The 18,538-nt window shown below is 54.7% G+C and carries 18 protein-coding genes; 4 read left to right on the top strand and 14 right to left on the bottom strand.

Annotation, left to right across the window (positions count from 1 at the left end):
• Position 1: 1 nt before the first annotated feature.
• From flgK to EL386_RS04205, 12 genes are all read right to left on the bottom strand, one after another.
• Complete coding sequence (gene flgK, locus EL386_RS04260) at positions 2-1,939, bottom strand: flagellar hook-associated protein FlgK (protein WP_126453756.1); 1,938 nt, start codon at positions 1,937-1,939, stop codon at positions 2-4.
• Positions 1,940-2,017: 78 nt separating this feature from the next.
• On the bottom strand, positions 2,018-2,953 hold the full coding sequence (flgJ, locus tag EL386_RS04255) for a flagellar assembly peptidoglycan hydrolase FlgJ (RefSeq protein ID WP_126453754.1): 936 nt from the start codon (positions 2,951-2,953) through the stop codon (positions 2,018-2,020).
• 12 nt (positions 2,954-2,965) lie between these two features.
• The gene (locus EL386_RS04250; protein WP_126453752.1) at positions 2,966-4,075 is read right to left on the bottom strand and encodes a flagellar basal body P-ring protein FlgI; all 1,110 of its coding nucleotides are present in this window, start codon (positions 4,073-4,075) and stop codon (positions 2,966-2,968) included.
• Between the two features lie 81 nt (positions 4,076-4,156).
• On the bottom strand, positions 4,157-4,876 hold the full coding sequence (gene flgH / locus EL386_RS04245) for a flagellar basal body L-ring protein FlgH (RefSeq protein WP_126453750.1): 720 nt from the start codon (positions 4,874-4,876) through the stop codon (positions 4,157-4,159).
• Positions 4,877-4,908: 32 nt separating this feature from the next.
• Positions 4,909-5,694: a flagellar basal-body rod protein FlgG gene (gene flgG, locus EL386_RS04240; protein WP_126453748.1), complete on the bottom strand. Its 786-nt coding sequence runs from the start codon at positions 5,692-5,694 to the stop codon at positions 4,909-4,911.
• Between the two features lie 44 nt (positions 5,695-5,738).
• Positions 5,739-6,482, bottom strand: coding sequence for a flagellar basal-body rod protein FlgF (gene flgF, locus EL386_RS04235; RefSeq protein WP_126453745.1), 744 nt, complete (start codon positions 6,480-6,482; stop codon positions 5,739-5,741).
• A 25-nt stretch (positions 6,483-6,507) separates the two neighbouring features.
• Positions 6,508-8,091 carry a flagellar hook protein FlgE gene (locus EL386_RS04230; RefSeq protein WP_126453743.1) on the bottom strand — a complete coding sequence of 528 codons (1,584 nt, stop codon included), beginning with the start codon at positions 8,089-8,091 and terminating at the stop codon, positions 6,508-6,510.
• Positions 8,092-8,124: 33 nt separating this feature from the next.
• Positions 8,125-8,808, bottom strand: a complete 684-nt coding sequence (locus EL386_RS04225; RefSeq protein ID WP_126453741.1) for a flagellar hook assembly protein FlgD — start codon at positions 8,806-8,808, stop codon at positions 8,125-8,127.
• Positions 8,809-8,824: 16 nt separating this feature from the next.
• Positions 8,825-9,238 carry a flagellar basal body rod protein FlgC gene (gene flgC / locus EL386_RS04220; protein WP_126453739.1) on the bottom strand — a complete coding sequence of 138 codons (414 nt, stop codon included), beginning with the start codon at positions 9,236-9,238 and terminating at the stop codon, positions 8,825-8,827.
• A gap of 3 nt (positions 9,239-9,241) precedes the next feature.
• Entirely contained in the window at positions 9,242-9,640 is a 399-nt protein-coding gene (gene flgB / locus EL386_RS04215) for a flagellar basal body rod protein FlgB (RefSeq protein WP_126453737.1), read from the bottom strand.
• Between the two features lie 166 nt (positions 9,641-9,806).
• Positions 9,807-10,640 (bottom strand): CheR family methyltransferase, encoded by an 834-nt coding sequence (locus tag EL386_RS04210; RefSeq protein ID WP_126453735.1) that lies wholly within the window; start codon positions 10,638-10,640, stop codon positions 9,807-9,809.
• A 109-nt stretch (positions 10,641-10,749) separates the two neighbouring features.
• On the bottom strand, positions 10,750-11,679 hold the full coding sequence (locus EL386_RS04205) for a chemotaxis protein CheV (RefSeq protein WP_126453733.1): 930 nt from the start codon (positions 11,677-11,679) through the stop codon (positions 10,750-10,752).
• Between the two features lie 139 nt (positions 11,680-11,818).
• Here EL386_RS04205 and flgA point away from each other — a divergent pair, with 139 nt between their 5' ends.
• The 4 genes from flgA (at position 11,819) to EL386_RS04185 (ending at position 14,267) form a co-directional block, all read left to right on the top strand.
• A complete protein-coding gene (gene flgA / locus EL386_RS04200; RefSeq protein ID WP_172597611.1) occupies positions 11,819-12,580 on the top strand; it encodes a flagellar basal body P-ring formation chaperone FlgA in 762 nt (253 codons plus the stop codon).
• An 84-nt stretch (positions 12,581-12,664) separates the two neighbouring features.
• Entirely contained in the window at positions 12,665-12,985 is a 321-nt protein-coding gene (flgM, locus tag EL386_RS04195) for a flagellar biosynthesis anti-sigma factor FlgM (protein ID WP_126453729.1), read from the top strand.
• 15 nt (positions 12,986-13,000) lie between these two features.
• Positions 13,001-13,477: a flagella synthesis protein FlgN gene (locus tag EL386_RS04190; RefSeq protein WP_126453727.1), complete on the top strand. Its 477-nt coding sequence runs from the start codon at positions 13,001-13,003 to the stop codon at positions 13,475-13,477.
• Between the two features lie 73 nt (positions 13,478-13,550).
• Positions 13,551-14,267, top strand: a complete 717-nt coding sequence (locus EL386_RS04185) for a flagellar brake protein (RefSeq protein WP_126453725.1) — start codon at positions 13,551-13,553, stop codon at positions 14,265-14,267.
• 8 nt (positions 14,268-14,275) lie between these two features.
• Here the strand turns inward: EL386_RS04185 and EL386_RS04180 are convergent, their stop codons facing one another.
• Positions 14,276-17,470 carry an efflux RND transporter permease subunit gene (locus EL386_RS04180; protein ID WP_126453723.1) on the bottom strand — a complete coding sequence of 1,065 codons (3,195 nt, stop codon included), beginning with the start codon at positions 17,468-17,470 and terminating at the stop codon, positions 14,276-14,278.
• On the bottom strand, positions 17,463-18,515 hold the full coding sequence (locus EL386_RS04175) for an efflux RND transporter periplasmic adaptor subunit (RefSeq protein ID WP_126453721.1): 1,053 nt from the start codon (positions 18,513-18,515) through the stop codon (positions 17,463-17,465). The genes EL386_RS04180 and EL386_RS04175 overlap by 8 nt, the downstream gene beginning before the upstream one ends.
• Positions 18,516-18,538: the final 23 nt, after the last annotated feature.

Genomic DNA, 18,538 nt, shown 5'->3' with positions numbered 1-18,538 from the left:
ATTACCTTCTCAGGGCGGCAATCACTTCATCAAACAAACTGTTGGAAACCTGGATGACCTGTGCGGCAGCCTGGTAGGCCTGCTGCAGACGAACCAGGTTGGCGGCCTCTTCATCCAGATTCACACCGGAGATCGCCTCACGCGAGGCAACCGACTGTTCCAGCAATACCTCTTGTGCATCACTGGTAAGCTGCGCCTGACGTGTGCGCGTACCGACATCGGCGATCAATTCAGCAAATGCGCTTTGAAAGGTATTATTTCCACGCAGGCTGATCTCACTTTGCAACGCTGCCAATAACAGGCCATTACGGTTGTCACCAACACCGTTGGTATTATTGGCAATGTTTAAGGTATCGCCTGCAGCGGGCACCCCGCTGATCGTAAAGCCAATACCATCATAGGGTACGGCCAGGGTGAACTGCTTGCCTGCACTTTCCGTTGCCGGGTCGTAAAGTACGAACCCGCCCGGGCCACCGGAAATGATAAAACCCGGATTACCCCCTCCATCAGCATCCAGGCTAAACGCCAGATTAATATCTGCCGCTAAAGGCAAACTACTGGTATTCGCTAGCGGTGCCAATGAAAATTTGCTATTGCCTGTATTGCTGATGCCGGTAACACCACGCAGCGGTGCCGCATGCGCAATGAGAGAGGGGTCTTTAATCGCCACGCCGATATCACGCGAGGCCTGGCGGGTTGGCCGCACCTGGAAGGTATCCCCTGCCAGCGGGGCACCGGCGACGTTTATCTGAAAGCCGTCAATCGGGGTTGCGTTGAGGGCTGCCGCCGAGCCGGTAAACAGATTTACATTGTCGCTAAGACGCGTCACCCGGTAATTGGCGCCGTCATACAATACCTCGTAATCACTCGCGGTCAGATTGCTTACATCGACGAGGCTTGCGGCCAAGGTCCCCGAACCGGTGTTATTCGTGCTCGGCACGACAACCGGGGTCGGCACATCGAAATAGGCGCGGCCGGGGTCACCTTGCAGGTCTATCCCCAGCGCATGCTGGGCATTAAATTGTGCACTCAGACCAATGGCAATTTTCCCCAGGGAGTTGAGACCGGGCACCAGTACCTGTTCTCGGAAATCCACCACCGCACCAAGACGCCCACCAGCCAGTTGTTTGGTAATGTCCACATTTACCCGTCCCTGTTTGACAACAATATCAAAACGCTCGGGGTCAAAGGCGTTACGGACGGCCCCGAGTTCGTTGACGGTGACGCCGACGACCAGGCCCTGGCCATTGCCAATAAAGACATTCAGGGCACCATCTTTTTGCTGAACCGTCTCCACCTTGGTGAGTGCGGATAATTCCCTGACCAGTTGGTCACGTTCATCGAGCAGGTCATTAGGTTGCACATCACCGCCGGCCTGGGTGCCGTTAACAATGTCCTGGTTAACACTCGCCAGGGCACGGGCCAGGCCATTAATCTCGGTGGTGATATTCACCAAGTCACGTTCAGCATTCAGACCCAGTTCCCGAAGACGCGAATCAATACTATGGAAACGTTGTACCAGGGACTCTGAATCACTCAGCAGGACCTGGCGGGCCGGTGTTGAAGTCGGATCATCTACAGAATTTTGCAGTGAGTTGAAAAGATTTTGCAGTGCAGGTGAGAGTCCGGCATCCGGGTCGGCCAATAAATTATCCACCTGCGAGGCAAGCCCTAAAAAATGCTCTGAACGACTCAGGTTGGTGGTGTTAACGAGGATCCGGTCATTCGTAAACTGGTCATAAAGGCGTGAGATATCGTTCACCCGCACACCATTACCAAAATAGCCTGCCCCGGTAAAACTCGGCACCTGTGTACCCAGGCCTACACGTTGACGACTATAACCCTCCACGGTGGCATTGGCGATATTGTGCCCAACCGTGCTGAGGCTGCGCTGAAAGGCCAGCAATGCCGATGTACCAATGTCTGTGACACTAGCCATGATCGCTCACCTGCATAATATGTCGGTTATGTGGTTTCACATTTTTCATCTCACTGCCCTCTATAACGGACTTGCGGCTTAAATGTTTAGTTTCGCCCGGGCCACTTCCAGTGTTTCTCCCTGCATAATCCCCTGGATCTTATTGGCATAAGCAGGGTCGGTGGCGTAACCGGCCTGTTGCAGGTTGACCAGGAAGTCCCTGGCACTGCCCTGACTCTTCAGGGCCTCGCTATAACGTGAACTGCCCTTGAGGAAGTCGACGTAATCGGCAAAACCCTCGCCCAGGGAACTGTAGGCGCGGAAGTTGGCGCGTTCCTTTTGTACCACACCGTCACGGTATTCTGTGGTTTGTACTGAAACCTGTTCCCCGCCCCAACGCTGATCGGCCTTGATGCCAAACAGGTTGTAACTGGGGCGGCCATCGGCATGGCTCATCATGTACTTGCCCCAACCGGTTTCCAGCGCCGCCTGTGACACCAGGGTCTCGGTCGGGATCCCCAGCGCCTGCGCGGCCTTTTCGGCATGCGGCCAGATCGCGGCGACGAAGGCGTCCGGGCTGTCGAAAGCCTTGTCCTGGCCGACACGCGAACCGGCCGCTGATACCGGACGAGCCTCACTTACCACAGGGGCTGTCGGTACGTTTACGGCAGTGGGCCGTGGCGCAACAAAGGCGTAGTCTTTGAATGGATTACTGTTTGCCGACTCACTCGGTAACTGCCCGCCCAGTTGGCGTTCAATGACCTTGGCAATGCCCAGGCTGCCGGACTCCGACAGGTTCAACGCCAGTTGTTGATCGAACATGCTGCGATAATTGTCTCCGGCCGAGCTGTCAAACAGCGGGTCACCAAAGCTGGCCTCGCGCATTTGTTTGAGCATCATGTTGAGGAAGATCGCCTCGAATTGTTTGGCGGCCTCTTTCAATGCCCCCTGCTGGTCACCACCATTGGCGCGCCCACGCAAGCTGGCGAGGCCGCCAAGGTCGTTGAATACTGCTGTCGATGCCGGTGCGCTCATTTGTCTTGTCCGTTAAATAATAATCAGCTCAGCACTCAATGAACCAGACTGTTTGAGTGCCTCAAGAATGGCCACCAGGTCGCCCGGCGCGGCCCCTACCTGATTGACCGCACGGACGATCTCATCCAGTGACACCCCCGGGTTAAACAGGAACATCTTGTTGTCGCCTTCGGTGATCGCTATATCTGATTGCGGCACGACCACGGTCTGTCCCGCCACGGCCAGTGGCCCCGGCTGGCTGACGATCGGATTGGCGCTGATGGTGACGACAAGGGAACCATGCGAGACAGCCGCCGGCTTGACGCGGACGTTCTGACCAATGACAACTGTGCCGGTACGTGAATTAACAATCACTTTAGCGGCGGCATCTCCGGTAATGACTTCAAGATTTTCCAGCAGCGAGACAAAGGCCACGCGCTGCGACCGGCTCAGTGGGGCATTGACGCGGATCGAGGCCCCATCCAGGGCTTGTGCGGTACCGAGACCCATTGTCTGATTAATGGAGAGGGCTGTCTGCGTGGCCGTCGTGAAGTCTGCGCTATGCAGATTAAGCACAATGCCGTCACCGTTGCCAAAGGGGTTGGCAACGACACGCTCCACGGTTGCCCCACCCGGGATGCGGCCGGCGCTGGGCACGTTTACCGTCACACTGGAACCATCGGCAGCGGCGCCAAAGCCGCTGACGACGAGATTCCCCTGCGCCACGGCATAGACCTGACCATCGGCACCCTTCAGCGGACTCATCAGCAGGCTGCCCCCGCGCAGGCTTTTGGCATTACCAATCGAGGAAACGGTAATATCGATAGTCTGCCCCACCTTGGCGAAGGCCGGCAGTTCGGCATGAATAGAGACGGCGGCAATATTCTTCAATTGCGGATTGGCGCCGGGCGGCAAGGCTATGCCGTTCTGCGCCAACATGTTTGTCAGGCTCTGTACGGTAAACGGGGTCTGGCTGGTCTGGTCACCAGTACCATCGAGGCCGACGACGATGCCATATCCGACCAGCTGATTGCTGCGCACCCCGGCAACTGAGGCTATATCCTTGATTCTTTCAGCCTTTGCGCCATTTGCCAGCCCCAGCAGGGTCAGGCCAATCAAACATGAACTCAGCAGATTTTTCATTTTATTTATCCCGTTTGGGGTCGATCACCGACCCTGAATGTCTCTACACTAGACAATGCAAGGTCGGTGCCAACTATGGGATTAGAAGGGGAAGAGTGCGCTGATAAAGAAGCGGGCCAGCCAGCCGATGGTATTGGTCTCGGCCACCGCACCGGAACCGGTATAGGCGATCTGGGCATCGGCGATCTGGGTTGAGAGTACGGTGTTATCCGGGCGGATATCCGTCGGGCGAACGATACCCGAGAGACGCACATACTCATGACCCTGATTCAGGCTGGTGACCTTCTCACCACGCACGACCAGATAGCCATTCGGCAGGACCTCGGCCACGGTTACCGTGATGCTACCCTTCAGGCTGTTGCTCTGACTACTCGAACCATCGCCTTCAAAATCGTTACTCGAACTCAGGCCAAAACCAAGATTGTTATTCTTGTTACTGGCCAGTGGCAGAATACCCGGCGTATTGAACTGCGGCGTGGTACCGAGGATGGTCGGGTTGGCCACACTTGTATCGGTGGTTTTGCTCAGCTCAGTCGCGGCCTGTTTGCTGGCATTGGTGCTCTCAACGAGATTAATCGTCAGCAGGTCACCAACACGTCGTGCACGACTGTCCTCAAACAGGCGGACATCGTAACCCGCCTGATAAATAGAACCGCTGTTGTTCTGTAAAGGCGGCAGTGCCACTGGCCGAACTGCCGCATAAGCCGGATCGCGCTCCGGCAAACTTTGACAGGCGACCAGTGACATGACGCACACACACAACAACACAACTCTTGAAATCAAATTAGTAATGGTATTCATATTTGCCTCCCGGGCCGATTAATTTTCAAGCCTTAGAGATTATTGGAAACGTATTGCAACATCTGATCGGCCGTGGAGATACTGCGCGAGTTCATCTCATAGACGCGCTGGGTCTCAATCATGTTGACCAGTTCTTCGACGACGTTGACATTCGAGCTTTCTACAAAGCCCTGTAGCAGGGAACCGAGTCCATTCAGGCCTGGGTTACCTGTCTGCGCGGCACCACTGGATGCGGTTTCGGCAAACAGATTGTCACCCAGGGGCTGTAAACCTGCCGGGTTGACGAAGCCGGCCAGCTGCACCGTGCCGACCTGGGTCGGTGCGGCCGTGCCCGGCTGTAAAGCAGATACTGTGCCATCGTTACCGATAGTGATTGAGATTGCATCCTGCGGGATGGTGATCGCCGGCTGAATACTTTCACCGTTTGCGGTAACCACCTGGCCGGTCGAATCCACCTGCAGGGCACCGTTACGGGTATAGGCCTGGGTACCATCCGGGCGCAGCACCTGCAGATAACCATCGCCCTGGATCGCGACATCCAGTGCATTTTCAGTCTGAACAATATTGCCCTGTACATGGATCTTTTGTGTGGCAACCGTACGCACACCCGTACCCAGGTTTAAACCGGTAGGTAACTGTGTGTCCTGGGTGCTCGAGGCACCGGACTGGCGAATGTTCTGGTAGATCAAATCGGCAAAAAGGGCGCGATCCTTTTTGAAACCGGTGGTATTGGCATTGGCCAGGTTGTTCGAAATAACCCCAAGGCGGGTTTGTTGCGCCTCAAGCCCTGTCTTTGCTATCCAGAGTGCTGGGTTCATGATTCTTTCCTCTGTTGTGTGTTCTTACTGTGTTGTGTGACAAACTAAGCGATGCGCATCAACTGCGTTGATGCGGCATCATTTTCCTGTGCCGTAGACATCATCTTGACGTGCATCTCAAACTGGCGCGCCAGGGTGATCATGTTGACCAGGGATTCCACGGCATTGACATTACTGCCTTCAATCATGCCGTTAAGTAATTTGATATTGGCATCGGCGACGACGGCAACACCCTCTTGCACTCGCATCAGACCATCGTGCCCCTTATACATGTTTGCCGTATCCGGGTTTACCAGCTTGATGCGATTGACATTGGCAAGGGTGGCGGCCTCCTGCCCCTGGGCACGAATCGAGATCGTGCCGTCATCACCAATGTCGAGTTTTTCAAACGGCGGGATCGAGATGGGACCGCCGTCCTGGCCGATCACCGGTTGACCGGCACCGGTCAACAACTGGCCGAGTTCATTAACCTGCAGGTTGCCGGCACGGCTATAGGCCTCACTGCCATCGGCGGCCTGTACGGCGATCCAGCCCTGACCATTGAGGGCGACATCAAGTGAGTTACCGGTAGCATTCAGGGAGCCCAGGCTGAAATCCACACCCTGTCCCGAATCCACAGCATAGACACGACTGCTGTGGCCCGGGCCGTTCAACGGCAAGCTACGGAAAGCATCAAGGTCAGCGCGAAAACCCTGCGTGCTGGCATTCGCAAGATTGTTACTGTTCACTGCCTGTGCACGACTTACCTGGCTGGCACCGGTCATTGCGATGTATAACAATCTGTCCATGCGTCTCTCCTCTTAACCCTTAGCCTTAACGAATATTGATAATCGTCTGGGTGATGGTGTCGGCCGTAGTGATCACCTGAGCATTGGCCTGGAAGTTACGCTGCGCGGTGATCATGCCGACCAGTTGCTCGGTCAGGTCCACGTTGGAACCCTCCAGTGCACCTGACTGGATAACACCCAGGCTGCCTGAACCAGCGGCACTGACCAGTGCCGCGCCGGAGTCAAAACTCTCTGACCAGGTGGTACCACCCAACTGGCGCAGCCCCTGTGGATTGGCAAAGTTGGCGAGTGCCACCTGGCCAAGGGTACGTGACTGACCATTGGTAAAGCGCGAGGTGATCACACCGGTAGTGCTGACATCAATACCGCTCAGGCGACCGGTGGTAAAACCGTCCTGTACCAGTGCATTCACCGAGAAGCCACTGCCGTACTGGGTGGTGTCGGCATAGTCCAGCGTGATACCCAGATTGGCGGCACCCCCACCCGGGTTAAAGGGCGCCACCGTGACTTGTGACGGGGCAACCGGGGTAATAATCGTACCCTGGGGTGAAAACTCCAATACCTCCGGACCGTTGACCTGGGTACCATCCACAAACATGTATGACTGCCACTGATTTGGCACGTCGGTCTTGCGGTAGTAGGTTGTCGCCAGGTGTGAGGCCCCGAGGGAGTCAAAGACCTCTAACGAAGTCGAGCTGTTATAGGTATTGGCATTGGTGGCATCGAACGGACCCTGGGTCTGGGTACTGGATGCTGTCGTGTTGGAGGCTGCCGCGGCAACCGTTTGCGAAGTAAGACCCGTGGTATCAATCGTGATCGGTATATTCAACTGGGCACCGGAACCATCCGGGTCCCAGTTCAGCAATGCCGTATCGGTACCAATATCCACACCTGTCTGAATGGTTGGTGGCACGGTTGCCGCCCCACCTGGACGCAGTTCAACATCCCACAGTGCGCCACCACCGGTATAGGTGAAGAGCAGTGTGGAAGCGGGTACGCCCAGACCATCATTGTCATAAAGGGTGAACCCTGGTGAGGTGTATGGGCTATCGTTAGTATCCAGCGTCGTACCACCCAGGGTAATATCTGTTGTGGTTGCTGCGCCCGGTATAGCCGCTGAGGAATCAAGGTTCAGGGCCAGGTCGACCAACGAGGTCGGATTAGGTGCGATATCGGAGGTATCCAGCTGCAGGTCACCAAGGCCACCCGTGACATTGCCGGCCGGATCCGCCTGGAAGACAGTCAGGCGACTCCCCCCAGTATTGACGACATACCCTTCACGGTCGACACCCAGCTGGCCGGCACGTGAATAAGAGCTGATGCCGTTATCATTAAAGATGAAAAAGCCCTGACCATTGATCGCCAGGTCGAGATTATTATCGGTAAAACCGACATTGCCCTGTGAAAACTGCTGAGATACGGCGGCAACCCGAACACCGGTACCAATGGCGTTAGAAGAGACCCCCAGCGCACTGCTGGCAAAGACGTCGGCGAATTCGGCACGGGATTTTTTAAACCCCACCGTTGAAGAGTTGGCGACGTTATGACCGATGATTCGCAGTTCTGATGAGGCGGCATTGAGTCCGCTAAGTGCTGTACGAAATGGCATGGTAAAATTCTCCTGTTACATGGTTACCCGCAATTAGCGGATTTCTTCTACGCGGTTAAGGTCAGTCGCACCGAGCGCTGACAAATTCAGGACGGTGCCCTCACCCGGGCGTCCGAGGATGACACTCTCAACGTTATCCCTGACCAGGGTGGCGAGTGCGACATCCTCGCCGTCAATCCTGGCCCGGGCGACAATCTTGTAAGCACCCTTTGCTGCGGCAGCACCGGCATCGTTAAGGCCATCCCATTTAAATTCGATAATGCCCTTGTTTTGTGGACCCAACGGCACTTCACGGATCAACTCACCGGCAACATTATAAAAACCAACTGCAACCTCGCTGCTGTTCTCAGGCAAGCCGATGGCACCACTGATTGTGCCTCCCGCCGTCAGCACACCCACGTCGCTGTTGACCATGACTGAACGGCCGACCAGTGCCGAGGCCTGTAAGGCCTGGTTGGAATTCAGCGAGCCTGCCAGTGACGAGAACGAACTTTGCAAGTCCTGGATCCCGTTCACGGTACTAAACTGCGCGATCTGGGAAAGGAACTCGCCATTTTCCAGTGGCTTGAACGGGTCCTGATTGCGTACCTGGGCAACCATCAGTTCAAGAAACTCTTGCTGCCCGAGTTCATCTTTCGTTTTGTAGTCTTTACCTGTGCCTGGCTGAGTAGCGGCAATCCCCAAACTCTGCAAGGCATCTGTATTAATTGTGCTCATTTTCAATCACTCCCTGTTACTGACCGAGACTCAAGGTACGTAACAACAATTGCTTGGATGTATTCATCACTTCGACATTAGACTGGTAGGTACGTGAGGCCGAGATCATATTGGCCATTTCTTCAATGGCATTCACGTTTGGCAGCCAGATATAACCCTGTTCATCTGCCATCGGATGTTCCGGCTGGTACTGCTGCCGCGGTGCGGCCTCACTCTCAAGGATCTGCCTGACATGAACGCCTGCGCTTTGCGGGTTGTTCATGGCATCGTTAAAAATCGTTTCAAACTGTGGCTGACGTGCTCGGTAGGTACCTTCGGCGCTACTGCTCACGGTATCGGCATTGGCGAGGTTGGAGGCAACGGTGTTCAAACGCACTGACTGGGCACTCAGGGCAGAACCGGCGATATCAAAGTTTCCGAATAAAGACATGACTTATTCCCCCCTCAGCGCGGTCAACAAACCTTGCACGCTACCGGTGACAAAACGCAGACTGGCCATATAGCGCATGGAGTTATCCGCAAAGGCGGCCTGTTCGACCTGTACATCGACAGTATTGCCATCCAGTGAGGGCTGTAATGGTGTGCGATAGGCGGGTTCTGCCGCCATGTCGCCACCGCTGCCGCCCATACCGAAGTGCCGGGCGTGAGTGGCCTGGACCCGACCGGCATCGCCCTTGGCCTGATTCAAGGCACTGCGGAAATCAATATCACGGGCTTTGTAATTCGGGGTATCGGCATTGGCCAGATTCGAAGCCAGCACGCTGCTGCGACGGGCATACAACTGTATGGCCTGGGGGTGTATCCCGAATGCATTGTCAAAACTCAGTATCATGTGTCGCTCCGCTGTGTTGTGTTCACATCAGACAGGAGCAAGGGCCGTGCCAAGTTTAATTTTTACTTTACTTACAGATGCTTATGGATTTTTTCGATGGCGGCTTGCCACCAGGGCGGCAAGGCAATGCCTGCCAGCGGCAAAGACCGGTAGGCCCGGCCGCGGTTCAGGACTTGAGGCGGTAATACACGGCACCGCCACTGCGGACCATGTCGAAGGCGTTATTATGCCCGGCGAGTGATTCTGAAGAACCCAGGAACAGGTAGCCCCCGGGGTTGAGCGCCTTGCCCAGGCGATCAAGGATGTCGCGCTTGAGGTCGGCCGAGAAGTAGATGAGCACGTTACGGCAAAAGATAATGTCGAATTTCCCCAGCGAGGCATAGCTTTGCATCAGGTTGAGTTCACTAAAACGCACACGACTACGGACTTCCGGGCGTAGCTCCCAACGCTTGTCGGCGAGCTCACGGAAATAGCGTTGCTTACGCTCGTCTGACATGCCACGGGCCAGGGACATATTATCGTACGTCGCGAGCTTGGCCTGCTCGAGCACCGTCTTGGAGATATCGGTGGCAAGGATCTCCACACCCTTCGCCATCCCGCCGGGATTGGCCATGCCATATTCCTGCGTCACCATGCTCATGGTGTAGGGCTCCTGCCCGGATGAGCAGGCCGCCGACCAGATGCGGATCGGCCGGGTACGCTGCTTGGTGAGCTCCGGAAAGATTTCATTACGCAAGATATCGAAGGGGTGGCTATCTCGAAACCAGAGGGTTTCATTGGTCGTCATCGCATCAATAATACGTACCTGCAAGGTCTTGTCCCTGCCGGATTCCATGCGTTTCACCAGATCGGCCAAATTCAGGATCTCCAGTTCATCCATGAGACGTTGCAGGCGACTGGCGATCAGATATTGCTTGTTTTCACCCAGCGTAATGCCGCAGGCTTTCTCAAGAAAGCCGCTAAATAGCTTGTATTCTTCTGGTGTAATGACTTTGCTCAAGGGTGTAATACCTGATGTTTACCTGGACGCGAGGGATAGGATACCGTAATCAAGGGCTTATTACCTTTTTTTGCCTGCTTAACCACTTTTAAGATGGGGATAGCGACGCTTAATCAACCTGATCACCTTTCAGGTATTCGAGGACAAAGTTGGCCAGGTCATCGGCATTAAACTTTGCAATAAACCGATTCGCGCCAACACTCTTCACCATGCTCTCGTTAAAGACCCCGCTCAGAGACGTATGCAGGACAATAAACAGGTCCTGCAGGCGCGGGTCCTTGCGTATAGATGAGGTCAGGGTATAACCATCCATCTCCGGCATTTCCACATCCGAGATCAGCATATCGATCTGTGATTCTATGGGGCCGGTGCCGGCCATTTCCTTGAGCTGATCAAGGGCTTGCTTGCCATCGTGAGCGAGCAGACATTCGATACCCAGCTGCTCTAAGGTACGTTTAATCTGATTACGGGCGACACTGGAGTCATCCACCACCATGATACGCTTGCCCGACTGGATACCGGCATCTTCCCGGCTCAAGATATCATTGGAAACAATCAGGGTTTCGCCGATCACCTCGGCCAGGATCTTCTCGACATCAATAATCTCAACGATCTCGCCGTCCACACGGGTGACGGCAGTCAGGTAATGATTCTTGCCAGCACTCTTCGGTGCGGGCAGGACGTCCTCCCAGTTCAGGTTAATAATACGGTCCACCCCGCCCACCAGAAAGCCCTGCACCTTACGGTTAAACTCACTGACAATGACATAGGCATTCGCATGGTCACTAATCGCTGAACGACCAATCGCCTGGCTCAAATCGATAATCGGTATGGTCCGGCCACGCATATTCGCCACACCGGTAACAAAATGGTTCGACTTTGGCATGTGGTTCAGCGGCGGGCACTGTATGACTTCCTGGATCTTGAACACATTGATGCCAAAGGTCTGTCGTCCCTTTAGCTTGAACAGCAATAATTCGAGACGATTCTGCCCTGCCAGACGGGTACGTTGATCAACGGCATCCAGAACACCGGCCATAATAAACTCCTGAAATCGGCTAAATACTTGTCACTGCATTTTACTATCGGCATCTGCCTGAAGAACTTAAGTTTGTGAAAACCGGCACAAGACTTGCATTTACTACCTGTAAACCCCCTCAGTAATGAGATTAGATGCTTTGATAAACAAACACTTAATAGATAACACCGATCTTCGCGGCCTCGCTCATAGGCCGCTTATTGCCCGTGTCTGGCAAGTCCTTGCCGTCCTGCTATGCCTTTCTGCCGGCCAGAGCCAGGCCCTTGAATTTCAGGCCCTCGAGGATATTCGTCAACAGGCCGAGGCCCATGTAAAGGACCTGCTCAGTCAGGATAGCAGCGACATAGAGGTGCGGGCCGACCGCCTGGACCCCCGTCTGCGACTGGCTAAATGTACTGATAATACAGAGAGTTATACACATGATGCCGGGCGAATCACACAGCGTATGGCCGTGGGCATTCGCTGCCTCGACGATAACCACCGCTGGTCGATCTTCGTGCCCGTCAATATCAAACAATTTGCCGAGGTCGTCGTCTCCACACAACGGCTATCACGTAATACCCCGATCCAGGCGCAACAACTGACGCTGGAGCGCCGGGCCGTCAACCGCTTGCACGGGCAATACCTGACCCGTCTTGAAGAGGTCGTCGGTCAGTTACCGAAATCGGCCCTGGCCAAGGGGAAAGTTGTCTCCCCCAGGCTATTGAAGCAGCAAAACCTTGTCAAACGTGGTCAAAACGTCATGATTTTGGCGGAAAATACCCAGATCCAGGTGCGTAGCCAGGGCACGGCCATGACAAGTGGCCGTATCGGCGAGGTAATTCGGGTAAAAAACCTCTCCACAAAGAAAATTGTAGAAGGAACAGTGACTTCCAGAGGCAATGTAAAAATAAATATGTAAACGGCGATTTTTTGACTAATATACCCTAAAGATTTAGAAGCACTGTCCGTTATATAGGACAGATACAAAAACTGGAGCAGTATCATGGCAATTGAAATTACGGGTCAGAACAGTAATAACACGATCCTCAACAATCGTACTGAGCGCCCTGAGGCCAATGTCTCACGTGATGAGGCCAGTAACGATCAGCAGGAAACGGGTCGCCCTTCTACCGCCGACACGGTTAGTCTGACCAATGCCTCGGCACAATTGCGTAGTCTGGAAAACACCCTGGCGGAACTGCCGGTCGTCGACACGCAGCGTGTCGAGTCCATCAAACAGGCGCTGGCCGATGGCAGCTACCAGGTCGACGCGCAACGTGTGGCAGACAAACTAATCGACCTTGAACAGGGTCTGGGGCGTTAACAGGCGACTGAACCCATGGCGAACATAACGTATATAAAGGTGTGTCTGGAAGATGAAATCAGATATGCCGAGACGCTTCTCACTTTACTGGATGCAGAACGACAGGCGCTGGCGAAGAATAATGGCGACTCCCTGGAGAAAATCGCGAAGGACAAACGTCAAGTTGCCGAACAGCTTGATGAGAGTGCACAGCGTCGTCGCCAGCAGCTGACCAGTGGTGAGGACCCGCATGCCGGAGATATGCAGGCCTTTATCACCGCTCAAACTGAAGAATTCCACCAGCCACTACAGAAACTCTGGGACCAGCTCCTCGACGTACTCGGTCGCTGCCGTGAACAGAACCACCTCAATGGTAGTGTCCTGGAAAATTCACAACGTAATATCAAACAACTCATCGCCCTGCTACAGGGACAAACACAAAATAAAGAAATCTATGGGCGTGGTGGTAAAATAATCGATCACTCATTAGAACACTCGCTTACACGTGCCTGATACCTTCTGCACAATAACGAAAAAAAAGTAACCCGCTGCGCAGTATGTTTGCTGCTGTGCGCGAGATAGTAACATGACAGATACCAACGACATCGAATTAATCAGCCAACCCAATATTATCACTGGTCATCTGCGCCGCCTGTTGCGCGATCATGTTTTACTCAATGTACACATGCCTGATAGTGATCGTTTTTATAATAGTATCCTTATAGACGTAGATGCCGAGCAAAAATATATATTACTTGATGCCCTGCACCCGGAATCCGGACATCAGCAAATACTCAAGGAACGACAGTTCACTGTTTCCGCACAGTATCAGGGGATTGAATTTGGTTTCAATGGCAATATTGATTCAGTCATTGATGATGGCGGCAAACCGGCCTATCGGGTGAAATACCCCGAGGTACTCCGTTACCATCAAAGACGTGCCTCTTTCCGTGCACCTGTCAGTATGGGAGACAACGCCGAAATCTCGGTGCGCGATGAGGCCGGCAATCAATGCAAGGGGCTCATCACAAATATTTCACTGGGCGGTATTGCCGCACAGTTTGCTGGTAAACAGACCATGCCCTTTGAGAAGAATATGATTCTTCCTGTTTGCAGGTTTGCCACCGGCGACAAAACCGATTTTGAATGTGCCCTGGAAATCCGCAATATCAAAGCCTATGAAGACAAAAACATGGTCCGCGTAGGTGCCCGCTTTATTCATATGGGACCGATCGAGGAAAGACAGATCCAACGCTTTGTGGTGCAACTCGAACGCGACATGATTCGCCGCAGCCAGCGGTAATAACCCGCCTAGACCTTCATGCGCCGGTACATATAGGCATAATAAAGCACTGGTATCACCACCAGGGTCAACAGGGTTGAGACCAGTATCCCAAAGATCAGGCTAATGGCCAGCCCACTGAAGATGGGGTCGTCGAGAATAAAGACGGCACCCAGCATGGCGGCCAGCGCAGTCAGGGCAATGGGCTTTGAGCGCACCGCCCCGGCACGGATCACCGCCTCCTGTAAGGGCACACCTTGCCGCACGGTCTCATTGATAAAGTCCACCAACAGGATCGAATTACGTACGATGATCCCGGCGAGGGCAATCATGCCGATCATAGAGGTCGCGGTAAACTGCGCACCAAACAGGGCATGCCCCGGCATCACCCCAATAATGGTTAAAGGGATAGGTGCCATGATGATCAGGGGCACCATATAGGAACGGAACTGTGCGACCACCAGCAGGTATATAAGAATCATCCCCACAGCATAGGCTATACCCATGTCGCGGAAGGTCTCGTAAGTGATCTGCCACTCACCGTCCCACTTCAGACTGAAGTCAAACGGGTGTTCCGGCTGTTGAATCAGGTATTGCTGCAGACCCTGTTCATTTAATTTCCCGAAGATATCGAACATGCCATACAACGGGCTGTCCAGATCGCCAGCCATATCAGCGGTCACGTATACAACCGGCAACAGGTCTTTATGGTAAATCGCATGCTCGCGTTCCGCGGCACTGATAGACACGACATCCCCCAGGCTCACCAGAGCACCACTGTGTGAACGCAGCTTAAGTGCCAGCAGCGATGAAATATCGGTCTTGTCGCTGTCAGCAAACTCAAGGCGAATCGGCACCGGATACTTGGCGGTTTCGACATGCAGGTAACTGGCATCCTCACCCTCTAAGACAGTCTGAATGGCAGTAACGATCTGCTGCTGTGAAACACCCAGCCGCGCTGCCCTCTGCCTGTCAACACGGAGCAGCCATTGCCCGGCATCGGCCTCAATACTGTCATCAACATCCACCACATCATCTGTTTGTTCGAAGACACGGCGAATTTTTTTCGCTGCCTGTATCTGACCGGCATAGTCGATACCGTATACCTCGGCTACCAAGGGTGAAAAGACCGGTGGTCCCGGCGGGACTTCGACGACCTTCACATTAGCATTCAGACCAGCACCGATCGCTTGCAGCGGCACCCGCATAGCCAGGGCGATCTCGTGACTCTTGCGATCACGGTGTTTCTTATCCACCAGATTTACCTGGATGTCAGCGACATTATCGCCCTTACGCAGGTAATACTGGCGTACGAGGCCATTGAAATTAATCGGCGCCGCGGTGCCGACATAGGCCTGGTAGTCACTCACCTCGGGGACCTGTGCAAGGTAGCTCCCCAGTTCATCAATGACCCTGGCGGTTTGTTGCAGTGTCGTGCCCTCGGGCATATCGACCACCACCTGGAACTCGGATTTGTTATCGAACGGCAGCATCTTTAATACCACCAGCTTGAAACCGACCAGGGATATGGACAAGACGATCATGATCAGGATGATCACCCATAAACGGCGCCGCCGCGGCGCGCCATCCTGACCATTCAGATAGGGCCCGACGTAACGATTAAAGAACTGATACAGACGGCCATCATTGTCTGCCGCGGCATGCGCTGGTTTCACATGTTGTAGCACCTTAAAGGTCATCCACGGCGTGATGACGAAGGCCACGGCCAGCGAAATCAACATACCGATACTCGCATTGATCGGGATAGGGCTCATGTAGGGCCCCATCAGACCGGTGACAAAGGCCATTGGCAACAGTGCGGCGATCACGGTAAAGGTCGCAAGGATGGTTGGTCCGCCGACTTCATCGACCGCCAGCGGGATCGATTCGGCCAGACTCAAACCGCCCTTGCCCATGTGACGATGGATATTCTCGACAACGACAATGGCATCATCAACCAGGATACCGATAGAAAAGATCAGTGCGAACAGGGAGACACGATTCAGGGTAAAACCCCAGGCCCAGGAGGCGAACAGGGTCACGGCCAGCGTGATGACCACGGCCGTGCCGACGATGAAGGCCTCACGCCAGCCCAGGGCAACCAGGACCAGTAACACCACGAAGCCGGTGGCAAACATGAGTTTACCGATCAGGGTCTTGGCCTTGTCATTGGCCGTTTCACCATAGTTGCGGGTCAGCGTGCCCTGGATCCCCTCCGGCACAATCGTGCCCTTTAACTGCTCAAAGCGCTTGATGACCTGTTCCGCAATCTCAACGGCGTTGGTCCCCGGTTGCTTGGCAATGGCCAGGGTTACGGCCGGGAAACGGCCTTGTCGGCTTATGCCCTTACTCCCGGCGGCGGCGCCCGTGCCAAACCAGACATATTGCTCAGGACGGTCGGGGCCCAGCGAGACCTCGGCGACATCCTCAAGATAGACCGGCGCCCCCTCGTACATGGCCACCACCAGTTGCGCAACATCCTCCGCGCGCGACAGAAACTCCCCGGCACGAATCGTGATGGCCGCATTATTCTCCACCAACTGGCCTACATCACCGGCTACATTGGCTGCCTGCAGGGCGCTGCGAAGATCGGGCAAGGCAATGTTGTAGGCGGCCATGCGCTGCGGGTCGAGGACCACGTTAACCGCACTGTCCGGGCCGCCGATGGTATAAATATCGCGTGTCCCCGGGACACGTTTGAGTTCCGCCTCGATGGCATGGGCGACACGCAGTAACTCATGGGTACCGATTGCCTCGTCATCCGTCCACAAGGTGCCGGTGACGATTGGCACATCATCAATACCCTGTGGTTTGATCAGCGGCTGGCCGACACCGATATTGGGCGGTAACCAGTCGCGGTTGGAATAAATCGCGTTATAGAGTCGAACAATGGCCGCTGTGCGTGGCTCACCCACCTTAAACTGGATAGTCAGTACCGACATGCCCGGACGCGACACCGAGTAAATATGCTTGACGCCTTCTATCTCGGCAAGCACCTGCTCGGCCGAGGTGGTAACGAGCTGTTCGACCTCTTTTGCCGTGGCACCGGGGAAGGGAATAAAGACATTGGCGAAGGTCACGCTGATCTGCGGCTCCTCTTCACGCGGCGTTACAAGGACAGCAAACAGACCCAGTAACAAACCCAAGATGGCCAGCAGTGGCGTGATCTCGGTTCGCAGAAACTGCTTGGCAATACGCCCTGACAGTCCCATGCCTTCACTCATGACCCGGCTGTCCTTTCAGGTAAATACCCGCCGCCAGGGGTTCCAGGGCGATCTTCTCCCCGGCTTCGAGTCCGGCGTGTACCTCGACACGGCCATCGGTATGCATGCGTCCGCTACGAATATGCCTGAAACTGACCTGGCCCGCCTCTGCAACAACATACACGCCGGTGACTTCACTACGGTGCACTATCGCCGCACGTGGTACCAGCAGACGCGATTGTTTTGCAATATCCAGCACCAGCTTGACGAACATCCCGGGATACAAATCATGTTGCCCCTTCGCCAGGTCGGCACGCACGCGGAAGCTATGAGTATTCGCACTGGCAAGCGGAGAAACCGTAAGTTTTTCGACGGCTACGAAACGCTCGCCGTCCCCGGGCAACAGGATACGTGCCGGGCAACAATCACCACGCAGGACCGAGACAAATTGCTGCGGGACATCCGTCACCACACGCAGCCGGTCGAGTGACAGGCCAGTAATAATCTTTTGCCCAATGGTCGGTGTTTCGCCCAGTTCGACATGCCGTTCGGTAACAATACCGCTATAAGGGGCGCGTAACACGGTACGTTCCAGTTGGTCTGATGCCTCACGGACGCGCGCCTGCGCCTGCTCTTTGCGCGCCTTGGCGGCATTCAGCGTAGCACTGGCCCTGTCGAGTGCCGCCTTGGCGACCAGTTTCTTCGCATAAATATCACGAATGCGCGCAAACTCCTTTTCGGCATCCTGGGCCCCCACTTCTGCCTCGCGTAATGCCGCCTCGGCCTGTTCCAGTTGCGCACGCTGACGCGTATCACGGAAACGCAGGATCACCGCGCCCTTCGGTACGTAATCATCGACGTCATAATTGATCTCGACAATACGATCGGAGACCTCGGCGGTAATCGTTGCCTTGTCGACCGCCTCGATCAGGCCATCAAACTCGCGTTGGCTGACAACCTCTTCGTAGGCCAGCGTGACCGTATTAAGGGACACCTCCGCCAGCGCGGCAGTGTGCAGGATAAGGCCGCTGAGTATCAGCAGCAGGTGACGAGTAGTGGGCATCATGCCTCCGGAAACAATCAGTCTTC

The sequence above is a fragment of the Sulfuriflexus mobilis genome, from assembly GCF_003967195.1.
Lineage (GTDB): Bacteria > Pseudomonadota > Gammaproteobacteria > AKS1 > AKS1 > Sulfuriflexus > Sulfuriflexus mobilis.
This window is presented reverse-complemented; position numbering and strand designations above follow the sequence as displayed.

Excerpts from the sequence above, each read along its gene's own strand:
- EL386_RS04205 (WP_126453733.1), bottom strand. The coding sequence starts at position 11,679 with ATGGCCGGTGTTCTGGATGCCGTTGATCAACGTACCCGTCTGGCAGGG.
- flgC (WP_126453739.1), bottom strand. The coding sequence starts at position 9,238 with ATGTCTTTATTCGGAAACTTTGATATCGCCGGTTCTGCCCTGAGTGCC.
- flgM (WP_126453729.1), top strand. The coding sequence starts at position 12,665 with ATGGCAATTGAAATTACGGGTCAGAACAGTAATAACACGATCCTCAAC.
- flgJ (WP_126453754.1), bottom strand. The coding sequence starts at position 2,953 with ATGAGCGCACCGGCATCGACAGCAGTATTCAACGACCTTGGCGGCCTC.
- EL386_RS04250 (WP_126453752.1), bottom strand. The coding sequence starts at position 4,075 with ATGAAAAATCTGCTGAGTTCATGTTTGATTGGCCTGACCCTGCTGGGG.
- flgB (WP_126453737.1), bottom strand. The coding sequence starts at position 9,640 with ATGATACTGAGTTTTGACAATGCATTCGGGATACACCCCCAGGCCATA.
- EL386_RS04225 (WP_126453741.1), bottom strand. The coding sequence starts at position 8,808 with ATGAGCACAATTAATACAGATGCCTTGCAGAGTTTGGGGATTGCCGCT.
- flgF (WP_126453745.1), bottom strand. The coding sequence starts at position 6,482 with ATGGACAGATTGTTATACATCGCAATGACCGGTGCCAGCCAGGTAAGT.
- EL386_RS04180 (WP_126453723.1), bottom strand. The coding sequence starts at position 17,470 with ATGAGTGAAGGCATGGGACTGTCAGGGCGTATTGCCAAGCAGTTTCTG.
- flgG (WP_126453748.1), bottom strand. The coding sequence starts at position 5,694 with ATGAACCCAGCACTCTGGATAGCAAAGACAGGGCTTGAGGCGCAACAA.
- EL386_RS04175 (WP_126453721.1), bottom strand. The coding sequence starts at position 18,515 with ATGATGCCCACTACTCGTCACCTGCTGCTGATACTCAGCGGCCTTATC.
- flgK (WP_126453756.1), bottom strand. The coding sequence starts at position 1,939 with ATGGCTAGTGTCACAGACATTGGTACATCGGCATTGCTGGCCTTTCAG.
- flgH (WP_126453750.1), bottom strand. The coding sequence starts at position 4,876 with ATGAATACCATTACTAATTTGATTTCAAGAGTTGTGTTGTTGTGTGTG.
- EL386_RS04230 (WP_126453743.1), bottom strand. The coding sequence starts at position 8,091 with ATGCCATTTCGTACAGCACTTAGCGGACTCAATGCCGCCTCATCAGAA.
- EL386_RS04185 (WP_126453725.1), top strand. The coding sequence starts at position 13,551 with ATGACAGATACCAACGACATCGAATTAATCAGCCAACCCAATATTATC.
- EL386_RS04190 (WP_126453727.1), top strand. The coding sequence starts at position 13,001 with ATGGCGAACATAACGTATATAAAGGTGTGTCTGGAAGATGAAATCAGA.